This window comes from uncultured Nevskia sp. (assembly GCF_903885465.1).
Taxonomy (GTDB): Bacteria; Pseudomonadota; Gammaproteobacteria; order Nevskiales; family Nevskiaceae; genus Nevskia.
In genome coordinates this window covers 1-15,585 of sequence record NZ_CAISIQ010000109.1, presented here as the reverse complement: position 1 = coordinate 15,585, position 15,585 = coordinate 1, and the positions used below count along the sequence as shown (strand labels likewise).

Annotated in this window: 13 protein-coding genes and 1 pseudogene; all 14 read right to left on the bottom strand. The window is 66.1% G+C overall.

Features of this window, described 5'->3' with window-relative positions:
* Positions 1-485, bottom strand: a pseudogene (fadH, locus tag QZY06_RS04125) (NADPH-dependent 2,4-dienoyl-CoA reductase); the annotation flags it as partial.
* A gap of 187 nt (positions 486-672) precedes the next feature.
* Entirely contained in the window at positions 673-2,370 is a 1,698-nt protein-coding gene (locus QZY06_RS04120; RefSeq protein WP_295680562.1) for a hypothetical protein, read from the bottom strand.
* Complete coding sequence (locus QZY06_RS04115) at positions 2,367-4,457, bottom strand: hypothetical protein (RefSeq protein ID WP_295680559.1); 2,091 nt, start codon at positions 4,455-4,457, stop codon at positions 2,367-2,369. Before QZY06_RS04115 ends, QZY06_RS04120 begins: the two co-directional genes overlap by 4 nt.
* Positions 4,454-5,590 (bottom strand): BatA domain-containing protein, encoded by a 1,137-nt coding sequence (locus tag QZY06_RS04110; RefSeq protein WP_295680557.1) that lies wholly within the window; start codon positions 5,588-5,590, stop codon positions 4,454-4,456. Before QZY06_RS04110 ends, QZY06_RS04115 begins: the two co-directional genes overlap by 4 nt.
* Entirely contained in the window at positions 5,587-6,474 is an 888-nt protein-coding gene (locus QZY06_RS04105) for a DUF58 domain-containing protein (protein ID WP_295680554.1), read from the bottom strand. Before QZY06_RS04105 ends, QZY06_RS04110 begins: the two co-directional genes overlap by 4 nt.
* A 46-nt stretch (positions 6,475-6,520) precedes the next feature.
* Positions 6,521-7,519: a MoxR family ATPase gene (locus QZY06_RS04100; RefSeq protein WP_295680552.1), complete on the bottom strand. Its 999-nt coding sequence runs from the start codon at positions 7,517-7,519 to the stop codon at positions 6,521-6,523.
* Positions 7,520-7,655: 136 nt separating this feature from the next.
* Positions 7,656-8,285, bottom strand: coding sequence for a DUF4159 domain-containing protein (locus tag QZY06_RS04095; protein ID WP_295680550.1), 630 nt, complete (start codon positions 8,283-8,285; stop codon positions 7,656-7,658).
* A gap of 6 nt (positions 8,286-8,291) precedes the next feature.
* Positions 8,292-9,626, bottom strand: coding sequence for a TldD/PmbA family protein (locus QZY06_RS04090; RefSeq protein ID WP_295680548.1), 1,335 nt, complete (start codon positions 9,624-9,626; stop codon positions 8,292-8,294).
* A gap of 14 nt (positions 9,627-9,640) precedes the next feature.
* Entirely contained in the window at positions 9,641-11,275 is a 1,635-nt protein-coding gene (locus tag QZY06_RS04085) for a TldD/PmbA family protein (protein WP_295680546.1), read from the bottom strand.
* A 204-nt stretch (positions 11,276-11,479) separates the two neighbouring features.
* Positions 11,480-12,625: a flagellar hook-length control protein FliK gene (locus QZY06_RS04080; RefSeq protein WP_295680543.1), complete on the bottom strand. Its 1,146-nt coding sequence runs from the start codon at positions 12,623-12,625 to the stop codon at positions 11,480-11,482.
* Complete coding sequence (fliJ, locus tag QZY06_RS04075; protein ID WP_295680541.1) at positions 12,622-13,062, bottom strand: flagellar export protein FliJ; 441 nt, start codon at positions 13,060-13,062, stop codon at positions 12,622-12,624. Before fliJ ends, QZY06_RS04080 begins: the two co-directional genes overlap by 4 nt.
* A gap of 2 nt (positions 13,063-13,064) precedes the next feature.
* Positions 13,065-14,417, bottom strand: a complete 1,353-nt coding sequence (fliI, locus tag QZY06_RS04070) for a flagellar protein export ATPase FliI (protein WP_295680539.1) — start codon at positions 14,415-14,417, stop codon at positions 13,065-13,067.
* Positions 14,417-15,043, bottom strand: a complete 627-nt coding sequence (locus tag QZY06_RS04065; protein WP_295680536.1) for a FliH/SctL family protein — start codon at positions 15,041-15,043, stop codon at positions 14,417-14,419. The genes fliI and QZY06_RS04065 overlap by 1 nt, the downstream gene beginning before the upstream one ends.
* A partial coding sequence (locus QZY06_RS04060; protein WP_295680534.1) for a FliG C-terminal domain-containing protein occupies positions 15,043-15,585 on the bottom strand: 543 nt, incomplete at its 5' end. The genes QZY06_RS04065 and QZY06_RS04060, both read right to left, overlap by 1 nt.

The window sequence follows — 15,585 nt, the reverse complement described above, 5'->3', positions numbered from 1 at the left end:
TCGACGCCGTCATAGCCGGCTTCACGGGCCAGCGACGCACAACGGACGAAAGCCTTGATCTGGCTCTCGACACCGCGTGCCGATAACTCACGCGGTTTGAACGGCGAGATCGGCGACTTGATCGCGCTCGGCCCCACCGCGAACGGGTGATAGCCGTAGCGGCCGGTATGCAGGATCTGCATCGCGATCTTGCCGCCCTCGGCATGTACGGCATCGGTGACGATGCGATGGCGCTGCGCGGCGGAATGCGTGGCCAGGGTGCCGGCCAAAGGCTTCGCCCAGCCAACGATATTCGGTGCGACACCGCCAGTGACGATCAGGCCGACACCGCCGCGCGCACGCTCGGCGAAGTACGCGGCGAGCCGTGGCGTGTGCTTCTTCGCGTCTTCCAGACCGGTGTGCATCGAGCCCATCAGCACTCGATTCTTCAGCGTGGTGAAGCCGAGATCGAGCGGAGCCAGCAGGTGCGGATAAGCGTTGGTCATGACAGTTACGGTCGTAGGGACAAAGACGATCGACACTGTAGGAAAAATCAGCGCATAGCGTAGGTAATCAGGCTTGTCGAAGAAGTCTTGATCATGCCGATCACTGGCCCGTTGCTCGACCTAGGGCGGCCCACGGCCGCCGCCGCGCCAACGCCATGACCGAGGCACACGGCGGGCACGGCCCGCCCTACCGGCGTTCGCGCCACCACAGCAGACTGACGACGATCAGCCAGGCGAAGAACCACGGCCAGCGCGGCAGCGGCACCTCGATTTTTACCGGTGCTGCCCCCATCTCGGGCTCGCGCCGCAGACGCCCTGTCGCTACACGATCCCGGTTCGCACGCAGGCCGCGGGCATCGTCTGCAGCTCGCACGAACATCGGCCAAGTGTCAGCACCGGTCTGCAGCCGATACCAGCCGGATTCGCCCGGCCAAGCCGCGGCGCAGCCATCAGCCCGAATACTTAAAGGCTGGGTCTGACCATCAGGCGAAAGCAGGCTCGCCGCGGCGCCGAGGCCGCAAAGTGTTGCGCGCTCATCCATCCAGGCCTCGCTGGGCAACTGTGGCCTGGCCGAAGGTGCCGGCAGCGGCCGACTGAGTTGCGCCAGCGTGTCGCCCCACAGCGCGGCGTAGCGCGCAGCTTCGCCGGCCAGCACCAGTCGGTAACTGTCGAGCAGCCGCCAGATCGCGATCCTGCCCGCGCCTTGCCCATGCCAGGCCGCGAGCAGCGCACCATCATCAGCACGCAACAGAGGCGTGAGGTTCGCCGCGTCACTGATGACGACTGGCGCCGCCGTGAAGTCCGCGCGCTCGCGCATTGCCAGCCGATGATCGAGCGTCAGCGATGCAGGCGCATCGAGCGGCGTGGTCGCAAAACCGAGCGTGGCCCAGTCAGCCGCGACGGCGGCATCGAGCGGTCCGCTGGCCTTGAGGATCAACCCGAGCCCGCGCTCGACCGCCGCGAGTAGCGCCGCCTTTTCGTCGGCGCCGAATTGCAGCCAGGCGCGATCATCGATCACCACCAGATCGCTGGCCGCGAGCACGTCCGGCGTCAGCGCGTCCGACGGATCCGTCGGACCGTCGGCAGACAGCTGCACGCCTTCGCTCAGACCCGCGCGATAAGCCACCATCAGGCCGGCGTCCTGCGCCCAGCGCCGCCAGTACTTGGCATCGGCGTCCGGCGTGCCGGCGCGATAACGAACGGACAAGCGCTCACCCGCAGTGACGATCAACGGAACCGCGGCCTTGTCGATCAGCGCGTCGGCGGCATCGAAAGCGCGAAGCTGGAACTGCACTGCGCCAGCCGCGCGGGCGATGGTCGACAAGCGAAAGCCGCCCTCGCCGTCCAGCGTCGCAACATCGACCTGCGCGCCGGAAGGATCGTGCAACGCGACTCGCAAACCGGGCTTCGCGACTCGGCCGCTGATGACGATCTGGGTGCCGAGCTTTGCCGTCGAAGGCGCCTCAAGCGCGACGATCCCTGATTGCGCTGACGCATCGAAGCGCAGCGCGCGTTCGCCGACTGCAGCCTGATCACGTGGCGGCAAGCCGTTGCCAACGATTCGTAACGCAGTCGCCTGCGGATGCTGACGCAACGCTGTCGCCAGATCGGGCGCCGTGTCCGCGCGCAATGGCGCATCAGCGCCCGGCAGCGTGGCCAACGGCGCGAACCACGGCAGCGCACGCCATTGTTCGGGGCTTGCGCCTGGCGTCAGCACGGTCAAGGTCGAGCCATCGATCGGGATCGACGGCGGCGACAGAGTCATCGCCAGAAACAGCGCAGCGAACGGCTGCAGCCAGAACGCCGGATCGCGCCAGCCTTTGCGACGCGCGCGCCACAAGCCTGAAACCGTCGCGGCGACGATCAGCAGCAGCACAGCACTCATGGCCGCGCTCCGCTCAAGCCATCGAGCCAGGCCTGACCTGCCGCATCAGGCAATCGACGCGCATCGACTGCCGCCGGCGGCGCTGGCAGCAGTGGCCACAACCGCGCCGCCAGCGCACGACGGCAGGATGCGCAATCCGGCTGCCGCCGCAGGCTGTCGGCATCGGCAAGCAGGCCGAGCGGGTCCGCCGTCTCCGGATGCGCTTTCACCCAGGCCAGCAAGGGTGCGAGATCAACAGCGCCCGCGCCATTGAGCTGGTCCAGCAGCGCCGGCAGTGGCGAGCCGTCATCGCTGCGCGGATCGAGCACGCGGCTGCGGTCGATCAGCCCGTCGCGCTCGCCGCTCAAGCGCCGTGTGGCATCGAACGGCGGCAGCTCCAGGCCGCTGCGCGCGAGATAGATACGCTCGGCCTGCTGCAGCTGTTTGATCAGCGTCAGCGCCTTGTACTCGTAGGGCAGCGCCTCGCCGGGCTTGGCCTGACGCAATTGCAGCTCGGCCTGCCACATCTCGTTCAGCGCCTCCCGCAGCAGGCGCTTGGTCTCCGGGTCCATCAGGGTCGCGGCTTCGGATTCGTTGTGCTCGTGGCCGAACTCGGCGAGCACATCTTCGGCCCGGCCGAGGCCGTCCGGCGCAGCCTTCTCTGGCTGATGTTCGTCATCGTGCGGTGCGCCGTTCTCGAACTCCTCACCGAGGAACTCGCCATAGCGCAGACGCAGAATCTTCTGGTCGACACCCAGCGCATCGGCATCGCGCGCATAGCGCTGCGGGCTCAGCGTGGCCTGCTGGGCGAGCAACGCTTCGCTGTCGATGATGATCTGCCGCTGGCTGCGGAAATAGGCGGGCGCCACTTTCTGCACCAGGCCTTCCATGCCTTCGCTCAAGCTGCCGCCATCAGCCGGCCAGCGCAGGATCAGGCTGGTGCTCACGGTCTGCTGAGCTTCGGGCTCGCGTCGATCGGCGACCGTCAGCCGCACGATCAGATCATCGCCTTGCGCGTAGCCGAGCTTGGCCAGATCAAGGCGCTGACGATAGCGACGGCTGCGCCCATCGCCGTCACCTTCGAGCTTGATGCGCTGCTCGGTGACCTTGAGCTGATCGCCCGCGCCCTGCGCGAGGCTCAGGCTCAACTCGGCATCGCCAAGGCCGTAATCATCCTTCGCTTCGAAGCTGAGCAGCCATTCGGCCTGTGCGGCATGGATCACCGTCAGGGTCTGCGCCGGCTCGCGGACGACGATCTCCGGCGGCTGATCGGCGATCACGTCGAGCCGGTAGCCGCGGTCGTCAGCAAGTGCAACAGCGCCGCGCAGTTCGATCCTGTACAGCGTCGCCGCATCGATCACTCGCGTGCTGCGCCATGACTCGCCATCGCGAGCGAGTTCCAACCGTGAACCATCGTGAAAGCTCAGCGCAACGCCCTCGGCATCACGATCGAGTGTCAACTGCCATTCGATCTGACTGCCGGCCGGCAGCTTGGCGTCCAGCGTGTCGATCCTTCGCGACGGCAACGCGGTGTAGGCCGGTGGCGTGATCGCGAGGCGGATCGCGGCCAGCTGTGTGCCTTGCCCGCTGGGCTGCTGCGCGGTCGCGGTGCTCACGGCAGCCGGCAACACGGCGCGCAGGCTCGGCAACAGCAGCGCGAACCCGATCAACGCGAGTCCGATCAGCCACAGTCCTTGCAGCCGGCGGCGCGGCCACGGCGCGCGCAGATCGGGCGCCGCGCTTGCCAGCAGTGCCGACATCCGGTTGCGGATCCGCGCTTGCTGAAGTGCGGCCAGCGGGCTGGATGGCACTTCCGGCTGCAAGGCCAGTGCGCTGCTGTCCTCAAAGCTTGGGCAGACCGCATCGAGCTGGTGCAGCAACCAGCCTTGGTCATGACGCCGCGCGTGACGGATCGCAGAAGCGATCAATGCAAGCGTTGCCGCGATCAGCAATGCGCAGGCAGGCACCCCACCGGCTAGCGAGAAGCTCAGCACTGCGAGACCGGCAGCGAGCGGCAGCACAGCCGCGACGTCGATCAGCACCGCCCGCGTGCTGGCGGCATGGCGCAAGCGAGCAAGTCGCCGGATCAGCGCTGGATCGGTGCTCATGCTTCGCTCCGCCGGCGCGTCGCCAGCAGACGTTCGATCAGCCACAGCAGCGCAATCGCCAGCGCGAACCAAGGCGTCAGCGGCGTTGCCGGGCCTGCAGAATCCACCGCAGCACGTAGCGGCGCGACGCTAACAGCAGGCGCGCGATCCGGCGGTGGCACTGCAGGGCGAAGCAGCTTCAGCAAAGCCGCTGGCAGTTGCGGGTCGCGCAGCGCCGGCCAGGCGACTGGGTCCAACGGGCCGGCGAGCGCGTAGATCTGTGGCGCTTGCCGACGCAGCAGTGGCTGGCCCTCGACATCGCGCAGCAGCACCTCACCGGTCTTCGCTTGCGGATCGCCGAGCAGGACGTTCAGGCCGTTGCTGGCGAGTGCCTGCGTTGCCTCGTCGAGCTTGCCGCCGGAGACGATCAGCAAGCTGCTGTTCTTCGAGATCGGCGCGCCAGGTGGCTGATCGTCGATTTCGATCGCCATGCCTGCCGCCTGCCAGGCAGCGGTCAGCGCACGCGCAACGCTGGCCGCTGTCGGCGCGGCAGACGTCACTCGGATTGCGATGCGGAACGGCTGAGCAGCGGGCGCAAGCTCCTGCGGCACCGAAGCCGCAGGCAGCGAACGCCAGACGACCTCCCGACCAAGGCGCAGGCGTTCGCCGTCGAGACCGACAAGTTCCGCCGGCACGACGATGCTCAGCTTCGTCGCTGCTGGCAGCTCGCGATCCAGTTCGCGGATCAGGCTTTGCAGCGCATGAGGATCAGCAGCCGGCGCGGGTTCATCGAGCGATGGATAACCGGCGGCGAGCCAGTGCCAGTCCGCCAGGGGCGCATCGAAAGCTGCTCGCGCCGCGTTCGCATCAATGCCGGGCGCGACATAGACCGCCGCCGCATCGGCCCCATCGGGAGAACGCCAAATGGGCTCGGCCAGCAATGCGGCCAGCAAGGCAATCAGCAGCAGCCGTACCGCGAGCAGCCAGCGATCGTCGAGCCGCCATTGGCGGCGTGGCGGGGTACGGGCGGCCAGCCATGCCAGCGCTGCGAATGGAACATCGCGCGCCGCGCGGCGACGAATCAGGTGGATCGCGATTGGGATCACCAGCGCTGCCAGCGCCAGTAAGCCGAAGGCTGCGGCAAAGCTGATCACGCGCTGCGGCCCCGCGCTGCGAACAGCTGGTGCAGCGGCGTGTCGGCCGGCTCATCGAGCGAGTGTTCGACGCACGTGACGCCGTGACGCGCGAGCCGGCGTAGTTGTTCACGGCGTGCGACGCCGAAACGCTCGAGAAAGCCGCTGCGGGCGGCATCGGCGTCGAGTGTGCGTTCGCGGCCGCTTTCCGGATCGATGAAGCGCTGGCTGCCCTGGAACGCGAATGCTGCTTCGCCGACGGTCAGGATGCGGATCGCGCGCACGTCGCGCCGGGCGGCGGCGAGCCGTTCGCAGGACTCGGCGAGGCTGTCATCGAAGCCGTCGCTGATCACGATCACCAGTGCATCCGGGGCGATCTGTGCGGACAGCAGCGGCGGCGCAGCTCTCGCGCCATCGCGGCCGTCGGCAACGAGGCCCGCGAGCAGCAACAGCAGACGATCGCGGTGACGAACGCCGGGCGCGGCCGGCAGGCCTTGCGTGCTCCGACCACCGACGGTGATCAGGCCGACGCTGTCGCCCTGCTGCACCGCGCGTTCGGCGATGCAGGCAGCGATGATCCGGGCGGCGTCGATGCGCGCGTGATCGGGACGCTCGGGATCGGCCTGCGCCATCGATGCCGAAGTATCGATGACCAGCCAGACGCTCAGCGGACTATCGCGGGTCGCGTCGCGGACGAAATAGCGATCCGAACGAGCGAACAGCTTCCAGTCGATCTGGCGCGGCTCGTCGCCCTGGCCATAGGCGCGGTATTGCGCGAACTCGAGTCCGGCACCGCGTCCGCGCCCGGTGTGCAGCCCCAGGCCCTGACCGTTCGGTGTCAGGCGGCTGCTGATGCGCAGGCTTTTCAGGCGAGCGCGGACGTCGGGCGGGATCAGGCTGCTCATCTTTAGCTCCCCTCTCCCGAGGGGAGAGGGCTTGCGGCGCGCTTCATCAAAGCCTGACGGCCTCGAGCACCGCCGCCACGGCCTCATCCGCCGTCCGCGCCTCGGCTTCCGCCGCGAACGACAGCAGCAGGCGATGACGCAGCACCGGGCCAGCGAGCGCGCGCACGTCGTCACGGGTCACGGCGTAGCGACCATGCAGCAGCGCCCTCGCCTTCGCAGCCAGCGCCAGTGACTGTCCGGCGCGCGGGCCCGCGCCCCAGCGCAGCCATTCACGTACTTGCGGCACCGAGGTGTCCTGCGGTCTTGTGGCACGCACCAGCCGGGTAATCCAGCCGAGCAAGTCATCGCTCAGCGGTACGTCGCGGGTCAGCTTCTGCAGCGCCAGCACTTCATCACCGCTCATTGCCGCAGTGATTGCCTGCCCGGCAGCGCCAGTGGTCTGGCTGATGATCGCGCGCTCCTCGGCTTCGGTCGGATAGTCGACGCGGATGTGCAGCAGGAAGCGATCGAGCTGCGCTTCCGGCAGCGGATAGGTGCCGGCCTGTTCGAGCGGGTTCTGGGTGGCGAGCACGAAGAACGGCTCGGGCAAGGCCCAGGTGGTGCCGGCGGAGGAAACCGTGTGCTCCTGCATCGCTTCGAGGAGTGCTGCCTGGGTCTTCGGCGGCGTGCGGTTCAGCTCGTCGGCGAGCAGCAGATTGGTGAACACCGGGCCTTTCTGGAACTTGAAGCTGCGCCGGCCAGTGCCGTGATCTTCTTCGAGGATTTCAGTACCGAGGATGTCGCTCGGCATCAGATCCGGGGTGAACTGGATGCGTCGGAAATCGAGCTTCAGCGCCTGCGACAGCGAGCGCACCAGCAAGGTCTTGCCGAGGCCGGGCACGCCTTCAAGCAGACAGTGGCCGCCCGCCAACAGGCCGACCAGCAACTGTTCGACCACCGCATCCTGGCCGACGATGACCCGGGCGATGGCCTTGCGGACTTCGGCCAGTGCAGCGAGCTGTTGGGCGATGGCGGCTTCGGTCAACGGGGTGGCGGTATCGGGCATGGTCTGCATCAAATGTGTGGACTCTTTACAGGCGTCATTCCCGCGCAGGCGGGAATCCAGTTCTCTGCAGCCAGCGTTGCGCGAACTTCAAAACTGGATTCCCGCCTGCGCGGGAATGACAGCCCCTACAAGCCGATCAGGCAGTCAGCGCATAAACCACGATATTCACCGCGAACTTGGTGTTGTCCTCGGCATTGAAGCGCTTGTTGCGCCAGTCGTAGTCCCACTCGCAGCCGTAATCCTTGTTGCTGTACAGCAGGCCGAGGCGGCCATTGATCTCGATGCCCTTCAGATAGTCATGCACCAGATCGTCGCCCCAGCCGTTCAGCTCGATGCTGTTCGCCGGTGGGCCGTCGAAGCTGAAGAAGCTGGAGTAGACGGCATGCGTCTTCGGTAGCTTCTTCAGGGATTCGCTGCCGAAGATCGACTCCATTTGCCGCTCGAAGCTTTTCGCGAACAGGCCGTCGATATCGTGATTGCAGTCGTCGGCGAACACGAAGCCACCATTGCGAACATAGGCTTCAAAGTTCCTGCGCTCGTCCGGCGTGAACTCCACCAGCTTGTTGCCGGCGATGTAGACGAACGGCGCGGTCAGCATCCGCGGATCGGCCAGCGGAATGACCTTCTCTTCCGGGTCCACTCTCAGGGTCGTGTACTGCAGCAAGGTGTCGATGATGTTCGACGGCATCCGCTGATCGACATCCCAGTTTCCGGACTCGTACTGCAGCCGAGTAAACCAGAAGTCGTAGACGCCAGCGGATGCCATCCCGAGCTATACCGCGTCAGACAGCGACGTGAACGTGAACTCGCGAATCTTCATCGGCGGAATCAGCATCACGAACGGCGATTCATCGTCACCGACTCGCTCCGGCTTGCCGAACTCGTCGACGTTGTTGAGCATGATCACCGGCGACTCGTTCCAGCGGAAATTCTTGATCGGATACTTGATCTCGCCGTTCTCGATGTAGAAGGTGCCGTCGCGGGTCAGGCCGGTCAGCAGCACGGTCTGCGGGTCTACCGAGCGGATGTACCAGGTGCGGGTGACGAGGATGCCCTTCTTCGTCGACTTGACCAGATCCATCGTCGATTTCGTGCCGCCGACCATGATCAGGTTGCCCGGCTGGCCGATCGCCTTGGCCTTCTTCAGCTGCGCCCAGTACCGCGAATACTGCAGGCTGTCGACCTTGCCATTGGTGATGATCGGCATGCGCTCGCGCACCAGACCATCTTCGTCCCAGGGCAGCACGGCAGCACCCGGATGGAGCGGATCGGCGAACAGCGTGACCTTCTCGTCGAAGACCTTTTCGCCGAGACGATTGCCGCCACCCTTCTTGGTCAGGAAGCTGCGGCCTTCGTCGGCGGAGCGGGCATCGAAGCCCTGCATCATGTAGGTGAGCATGCCGGCGCTCGCAGCGGGTTCGAGGACCACCGTGTACTTGCCCGGCTCCAGGGCCTTGGCGTCGACCGATTTCTGCGCCTTCGCGATCGCCGTCTGGATGTCGCTCTTGGCGCTGAATTGGTCGACGTCGGAAACATTGCGTGCCACCCAGCCGGAGCCGCGTGCATCTTCAGTACGCACGGTGCAGGTGAAATCGACATTGGTCGCCTGCTGGTAACCGAAGTTGCCTTTCGAGTTGGCCACAGCCGAGAAGCGCACCGAATCGCTGAAGAAGCCGGCGGCGACCAGCTTGCCGGCCTTCGACGGCGTGATGCTGTCGGCCGCCACCTGGGCGCGATATTCCGGGGTGATCGCCGCGGTGGCGGCGTCGAAAGTCGGGGTCGGCTTGTAATCCTGCTTGCCGATCGCCGCGATGAATTCCGGATTGTCCGGCGCCAGGCGAGCCAAGTCTTCGGCGCGCTTGACGACTTTCGCCAACGCCGCGTCATCGAACTCGTTGATCGTCGCCGTGCCGACCCTCTTGCCGAACGCGACTCTTACCGCCAGTTCGCAGTTGCTGACGATGCCGCTGGTCGAAACCGAATTCCGCGCGTAGCGGATATTGCCGGCCACCGATCCATCCAAGGTCGCCGTGCATTCGTCGGCCTTCGACAGCTTGATGACCTTGTCGAGAATCGCCTTGGCCTGTGCTTCCGTATAGATGCTCATGAGTTGATCTGTCCTTAGCCGAGGCTGCGCGCGGTGTTGATGACATTGATGCCGTTGAACCGGGTCGTCGAAGACCCGTGCGACACCGCCGATACCTGCGAAGGCTGGCCCTTGCCATCGAAGAAGGAACCGCCGAAGCGGTAGTCGCTGTCATCGCAGATCGCCGCACAGGCGCCCCAGAATTCCGGCGTGCGCATCTGGTAGGCCACGTCCTCGATCTGCTCGGTGATCTTGCCGTCCTTGATCTCGTAGAACAGCTGACCGCCGAACTGCGCGTTGTAGCGCTGCTGATCGATCGAGAAGGAGCCGTCGCCGATGATGTAGATACCGTTCTCGACATCCTTGATCATCTCTTCGACACCGAGCTTGGCCTTGCCCGGCGCCAGCGAGACGTTGGCCATGCGCTGGAACTGCACGCTCTGCCAGGAATCGGCGTAGCAGCAGCCCTGCGATTCCTTCTCGCCGATGATGTAGGCCTGATCGCGGATCGCCTGGTAGTTGACCAGCATGCCGTCCTTGACCAGATCCCAGCGCTTGGTGGTCACGCCTTCGTCGTCATAGCCCACCGCGCCCAGCGTGGTCGGCTGGATCTTGTCGGCGAACAGGGTCACGGCCGGGCTGCCGTACTTGAAGTCCTTCTGCTTCCACTTGTCGAGCGTGGCGAAGCTGGTGCCGGCGTAGTTCGCCTCGTAGCCGAGCACGCGATCGAGTTCCAGCGGATGGCCGACCGATTCGTGGATGGTCAGCCAAAGGTGCGAAGGATCGAGCACCAGATCGTACTTGCCCGGCTTCACCGAACGCGCAGTGAGCTTGGCGCGCGCCTGCTTGGCGCCGGCGACCGCGTCCTCGACCATGTCGTACGAGTTGGTGTAACCGATCACGCCACCGGGCAGTTTCAGCTTGCCGGAGGGCTTGGCATCCAGGTACTCGTAGCCCATGCCCATCGGCGCCGACATCTCGCTGCGCGTGCGGAACTTGCCGCTCTTCTTGTCGATCGCGGTGATCTGCATCGGCGTCCAGATGCGGTGGATGTCCTGATCGACATAGGAGTTGTCGGTGGACGCGAAGTACTTCTGCTCGTTGACCAGAAACATCATCGAATTGATGTAGTCGGCGCCGGCTTTCAGCGCCGCGTTGTTGACCGCCATCAGCAGCTCGACCTTGTCCTTGATCGGCACTTCCATCGCGTTCTTCTTGATCGGCGTGGCCCAGGACACTTCACCGAGGCCCTTGGTCGGCGCCAGCTGCACCGGCGCGGTCTGGAACTTGGAGTTGGCCTTGGCGATCGCGGCAGCCTGCTGGGCAGCCTTGGCGATGGCGTCAGGGGACAAGTCGCTGGTCGCCGCGAAGCCCCAGGTACCGTTGACGATCACCCGGATACCGATGCCGGTCGATTCGGTGTTGACCACGTTCTCGACCCGCGTCTCGCGGGTGATCACGAACTGGCGCAGATAGCGGCCGATGCGGACATCGGCATAGGTCGCGCCAGCCTTGGTCGCGGCATTCAGCGCGGTATCGGCGAGCGTCTTGCGCATCGCCTTGTCGGCCTGGGTCGCCAGTACCTCGGCAGCCACTGCATTGCCGTAGATCGGCAGCATCAGCGCGCCAACGCTGGTGCTGGTTCGTTTCAGGAAGTCGCGTCTATCCATCGGGTGGCCATCTCCGGGCTGCATGCGGGAGCAAGCACAGGACCCGCCGGGACGAAACATCCGGCCGATCGCAGACTCGCGTTAATCGCTAGGACAGCGCAGCCCGCCAATAGGTTTGAATCCCGATTGGATGAGCTGCTCCTATGGCGTCAACACGAGCATGAATCGGGCCGGATTCGGCCGATCCGGCGTCGACAAGAACGATCAGACGTAACGATCGATCAGACCGCGATGGCGCGCCACCGCAGCGGCCAGGAGGTCGTTTCCCGGGATCGGCTCGTCCACCAGACTGCCGGAAACAGCCGACCGCGACGGGGCTCCGGGACGACCCTGCCCGCCCGCTTCCCGTTCCTGAGACTGGAACTGCGCCGAGCCGCCGATCTGCGCCTGGCCCAGCTGCAGCCCATCGGCGGCCATGCGCTCGCGCAGTTGCGGCAGGCTGGCTTCGAGCGCAGCGCGGGCGGCCGGATGATCGGCGCCGAACCAGACGCTCGCCGTCTGCTGTTCGACGCGGATGCGGACATCGATGCTGCCCAGCTCGCGCGGATGCAGTTGCAGGCGGGCTTCCTGGACGCCGGCTTCGCTCAGCCAGCGCAGGCGTTCGCCGAGGCGGACGGCGGCGTCCGGACCATCGAGCGACAGCGGCTCGCCGTAGGCATCGAGCGCTGCGCTCGGTGCGGTAGCCAGCAGGCTGGTGGCCGAGTCGCTGCTGGCGGGCGTGACGTTGATGGCTGGTGGCGCGCGCTCGGCGGTGACGGCCGTCACCGGCACGGTCGGCAGATCGGCCTTGATGAGCTGTGCGTCGAGCGCGCTGTCGAGGCTCGCGTTCTGAGCCGCGGTCAGCGCGGTGTCGGCACTTGGCGTCACGGCGTCGAGCGCGGCGCCAAGACTGGCGGTGAAGGCAGCCGGTTCGGCGCTGCTGGTCGGCAAGGCCGGCGCATCGGCCGTCAAGGTCGCGGTCGGAGTCCGAATGCTGCCGACAGCGCCAGCCAGCAGCGCATCGCTGTCATCCGCAGCGCCCGGCTGGCCATCGCTCGGTACGGCAACCGGCGGTGGCACGCGCAGCGCCTGCAGCCAGGCCGGCAGCGCCGGTACGGCGTCGGCAGGCGCGGCATTACTGGCCTCGCTGCCGTCATCGCGATCCTCATCGCTGTCCTTGTCGTTCTTGTCGTCCTCCGCAGCCTTGGCTTCCTTGCTTGCTGCAGCCTTCGAAGCTGCCGGGCCGGCGCCCAGCAGATCGGCGAAGGGCGAGCCCTTGTCCTTCGGCTCGTTCGCGGCTTCGCTGCGCACGGTCGCTCGCGATCCGCCGACTGCCGAGGTCGGAAGCATGGCCGACAGTCCGGCGCTCATGAGCGCTGGCTCGCGGCGAAGTGGCGAACGGTGGCGAATTCGTCCATCTCGCGCTGGCTGGCCTTTTCCTCGATCCGGCGGACTTCGAGATCGCCCTGCTGCTGCAGGTGCTCGGTGATGCGCAGCTCGCGACGCATCGCCAGCCAGCGTTCGTTGGCTTGCGCGACCCGGCCCTGCTCGGCGTCGATGGTCGCCTGCTGCGCGTTCAGCGCTTCGATCAGCTTGCCGCAGAACTGCCGCTGGTTCTCCAGCAGCATCGGCGTCGGCCGCGCGGGCAAGCGGTTCTGGTAATCCTCCAGGTAGTGCTGCAGCTCCCCGAACAGCGCCTGCTGCTCGGCAAGCCGGGCCTGCGCCTTGGCAAGCAGAGCCTTGGCATCGTCTTCGTTGCGCTCGGCGACGAGGTTCAGCAATTCCAGACGAACCTGGGAGAGCGCCATAGCTACTTCACCTCGGGGAACAGGTTCTGAAGTGCCGCACGCGAAGCCGGAAACATCGCCGGCTCGTGCACGTCCTGACGGAGAAAGGCTTCGATGCGCGGCCACATCGCCATCGCCGCGTCGACCTTGGCATCGGTGCCCGGCTTGTAGGCGCCGATGTTGATCAGGTCGCGATTGCGCTGGTAGGTCGACACCGTCTGCTTGAAGGCGCGGACCCGGCGCTGGTGATCGAGCGGCGTCACTTCGTTGGCGACGCGGGAGATCGAGGCTTCGATGTCGAGCGCCGGATAGATGCCGGCGTCGGCGATCGCGCGGCTGAGCACGAAGTGACCATCGAGAATGCCGCGTGCGGCATCGACGATCGGATCGTTCTGGTCATCGCCTTCCGCCAACACCGTATAGAACGCGGTGATCGAACCGCCGCCTGGCAAGCCATTGCCAGCGCGCTCGACCAGCTTCGGCAATTGCGCGAACACAGAAGGCGGATAGCCACGGGTTGCCGGTGGTTCGCCGACGGCCAGGCCGATCTCGCGCAAGGCCTGCGCGTAGCGGCTTAAAGAATCCATCAGCAGCAGCACATTCTTGCCCTGATCGCGAAACGCTTCGGCAATGGAGGTTGCCAGCCAGGCGCCACGCACTCTGGCCAGCGGCGAGCGATCTGCCGGCGTGGCGACGACCACGGCTCGCTTCAGCGCTTCGGGCCCAAGCGCGTTGTCGATGAAATCGCGGACTTCACGGCCGCGCTCGCCGACCAGGCCGACGACGATGATGTCCGCCTGCGTGTAGCGGGTCATCATGCCGAGCAAGGTCGATTTGCCGACGCCGGTGCCGGCGAACAAGCCTAGACGCTGACCACGGCCGACGGTCAGCAGCGCGTTGATCGCGCGCACACCGACATCGAGCGGTTCCTTGATCGGTGCACGGGCCAGCGGATTGATCGGGGTCGTGGTCGCGGTGCGGCGCTCGCAGACCAGACGGCCAAGGCCGTCGAGCGGTTCGCCTTCGCTGTCGAGCACGCGGCCCAGCAGACCTTCGCCGACCGGCACCCGCGGCATCCGCGCCATCGGAATGACTCGGGCATTCGGTTTGAGGCCGTGCATTTCGCCGGTCGGCATCAGATAGGTGCGATCACCGGAGAAGCCGACCACCTCCGCTTCGAGCATGCCGCCATCGGCATTGACCACTCGGCAGCGGCTGCCGATCTGGCTCTGGCAGCCGACGGCTTCCAGGGTCAAGCCGACGACTCTCTTCAGCACGCCTTCGACGACTACCGAGCGTGAGTTGGCCGCGCGATCGGCGGCCAGCGTCAAGGCTTTGGCGAGTCTGGTATCACGGGCGGCAGAGAGTTCGCTCATCAACGCTCTCCGAGCAAGGCCTGGGCCACGGACGCGGCGCGGGTATCGAGCCGGGCGTCGATCTGTGCGGAGTCGGTGACGATGCGGCAATCGCCGCGCATCAGCTCCTTGTCGGCTACCAGCTTCCAGCCGGCGTAGTCCTCGGGCAGGGTCAAGGTATCGCGCACCAGCTCGGCATCGGCCGGATGCAGATGGATGCGGGCATCGCGGGCCGGCGTCGCCAGTGCGCCGATCGCTTCGCGGATGATGCCGGCGATCGCGGCCGGCTCCTGCACCAGGGTGGTCTGGGCCAGGCGACGGCCGACTTCCAGCGCCAGCGCGATCATCGTTCGTTCGACTTCGCCGTCGAGGTCCTTCAACGGCCGCGACAGATGCTCGAACACCGCCTTCAGGCGATCGACCGCTTCACGAATCTTCGCCGCGCCATCGGCATAGCCCTGGGCCTGCGCTTCGGCGTAGCCGCGGGCATAGCCATCTTCGTAGGCGGTGCGTTCGAGCTGGTCGAGATGATCGGCGCTGTGCGGCGGCGGTGGCGGCGAATCGGCGGGATCGGCGAAGGTCGGCATTGCCCAGCGCGTGGCATCGCCGACGGTTTCCGCGCTCCAGTAGCCCTGTGGGTTCGACATCAGACGAAGGATTCGCCCTTGCCGCCGAGCATGATCTCGCCGGCGTCACCGAGACGGCGGGCCACGGCGAGGATTTCCTTCTGCGCTGATTCGACATCGGCGAGCCGCACCGGACCCTTGGCTTCCATGTCCTCGACCAGCATGTCGGCCGCGCGCTTGCTCATGTTCTTCAGGAACTTGTCGCGGATCTTCGGATCCGCGCCCTTCAAGGCCAGGCCCAGCTGCTCGGTCTGGATGTCGCGGAGCAGGGTCTGGATGCCGCGATCATCGACGTCGGCGAGGTTGTCGAAGACGAACATCAGGTCCTGGATACGGGTACCGAGTTCACTGTCGGTTTCGCTGATCCGCGCCACGATTGCCGTTTCCGACGCGGTGTCCATCAGGTTCAGGATGCTTGCCGCGACCTTGACACCGCCGACGCTCGACGACTTCAGATTGGAGCCGCCGGAGAACTGGCGCTCCATGATTTCATCGAGTTCCTTGAGCGCCGCTGGCTGGATGCCGTCGAGCTTGGCGATGCGCATCAGCACATCGCTGCGCAT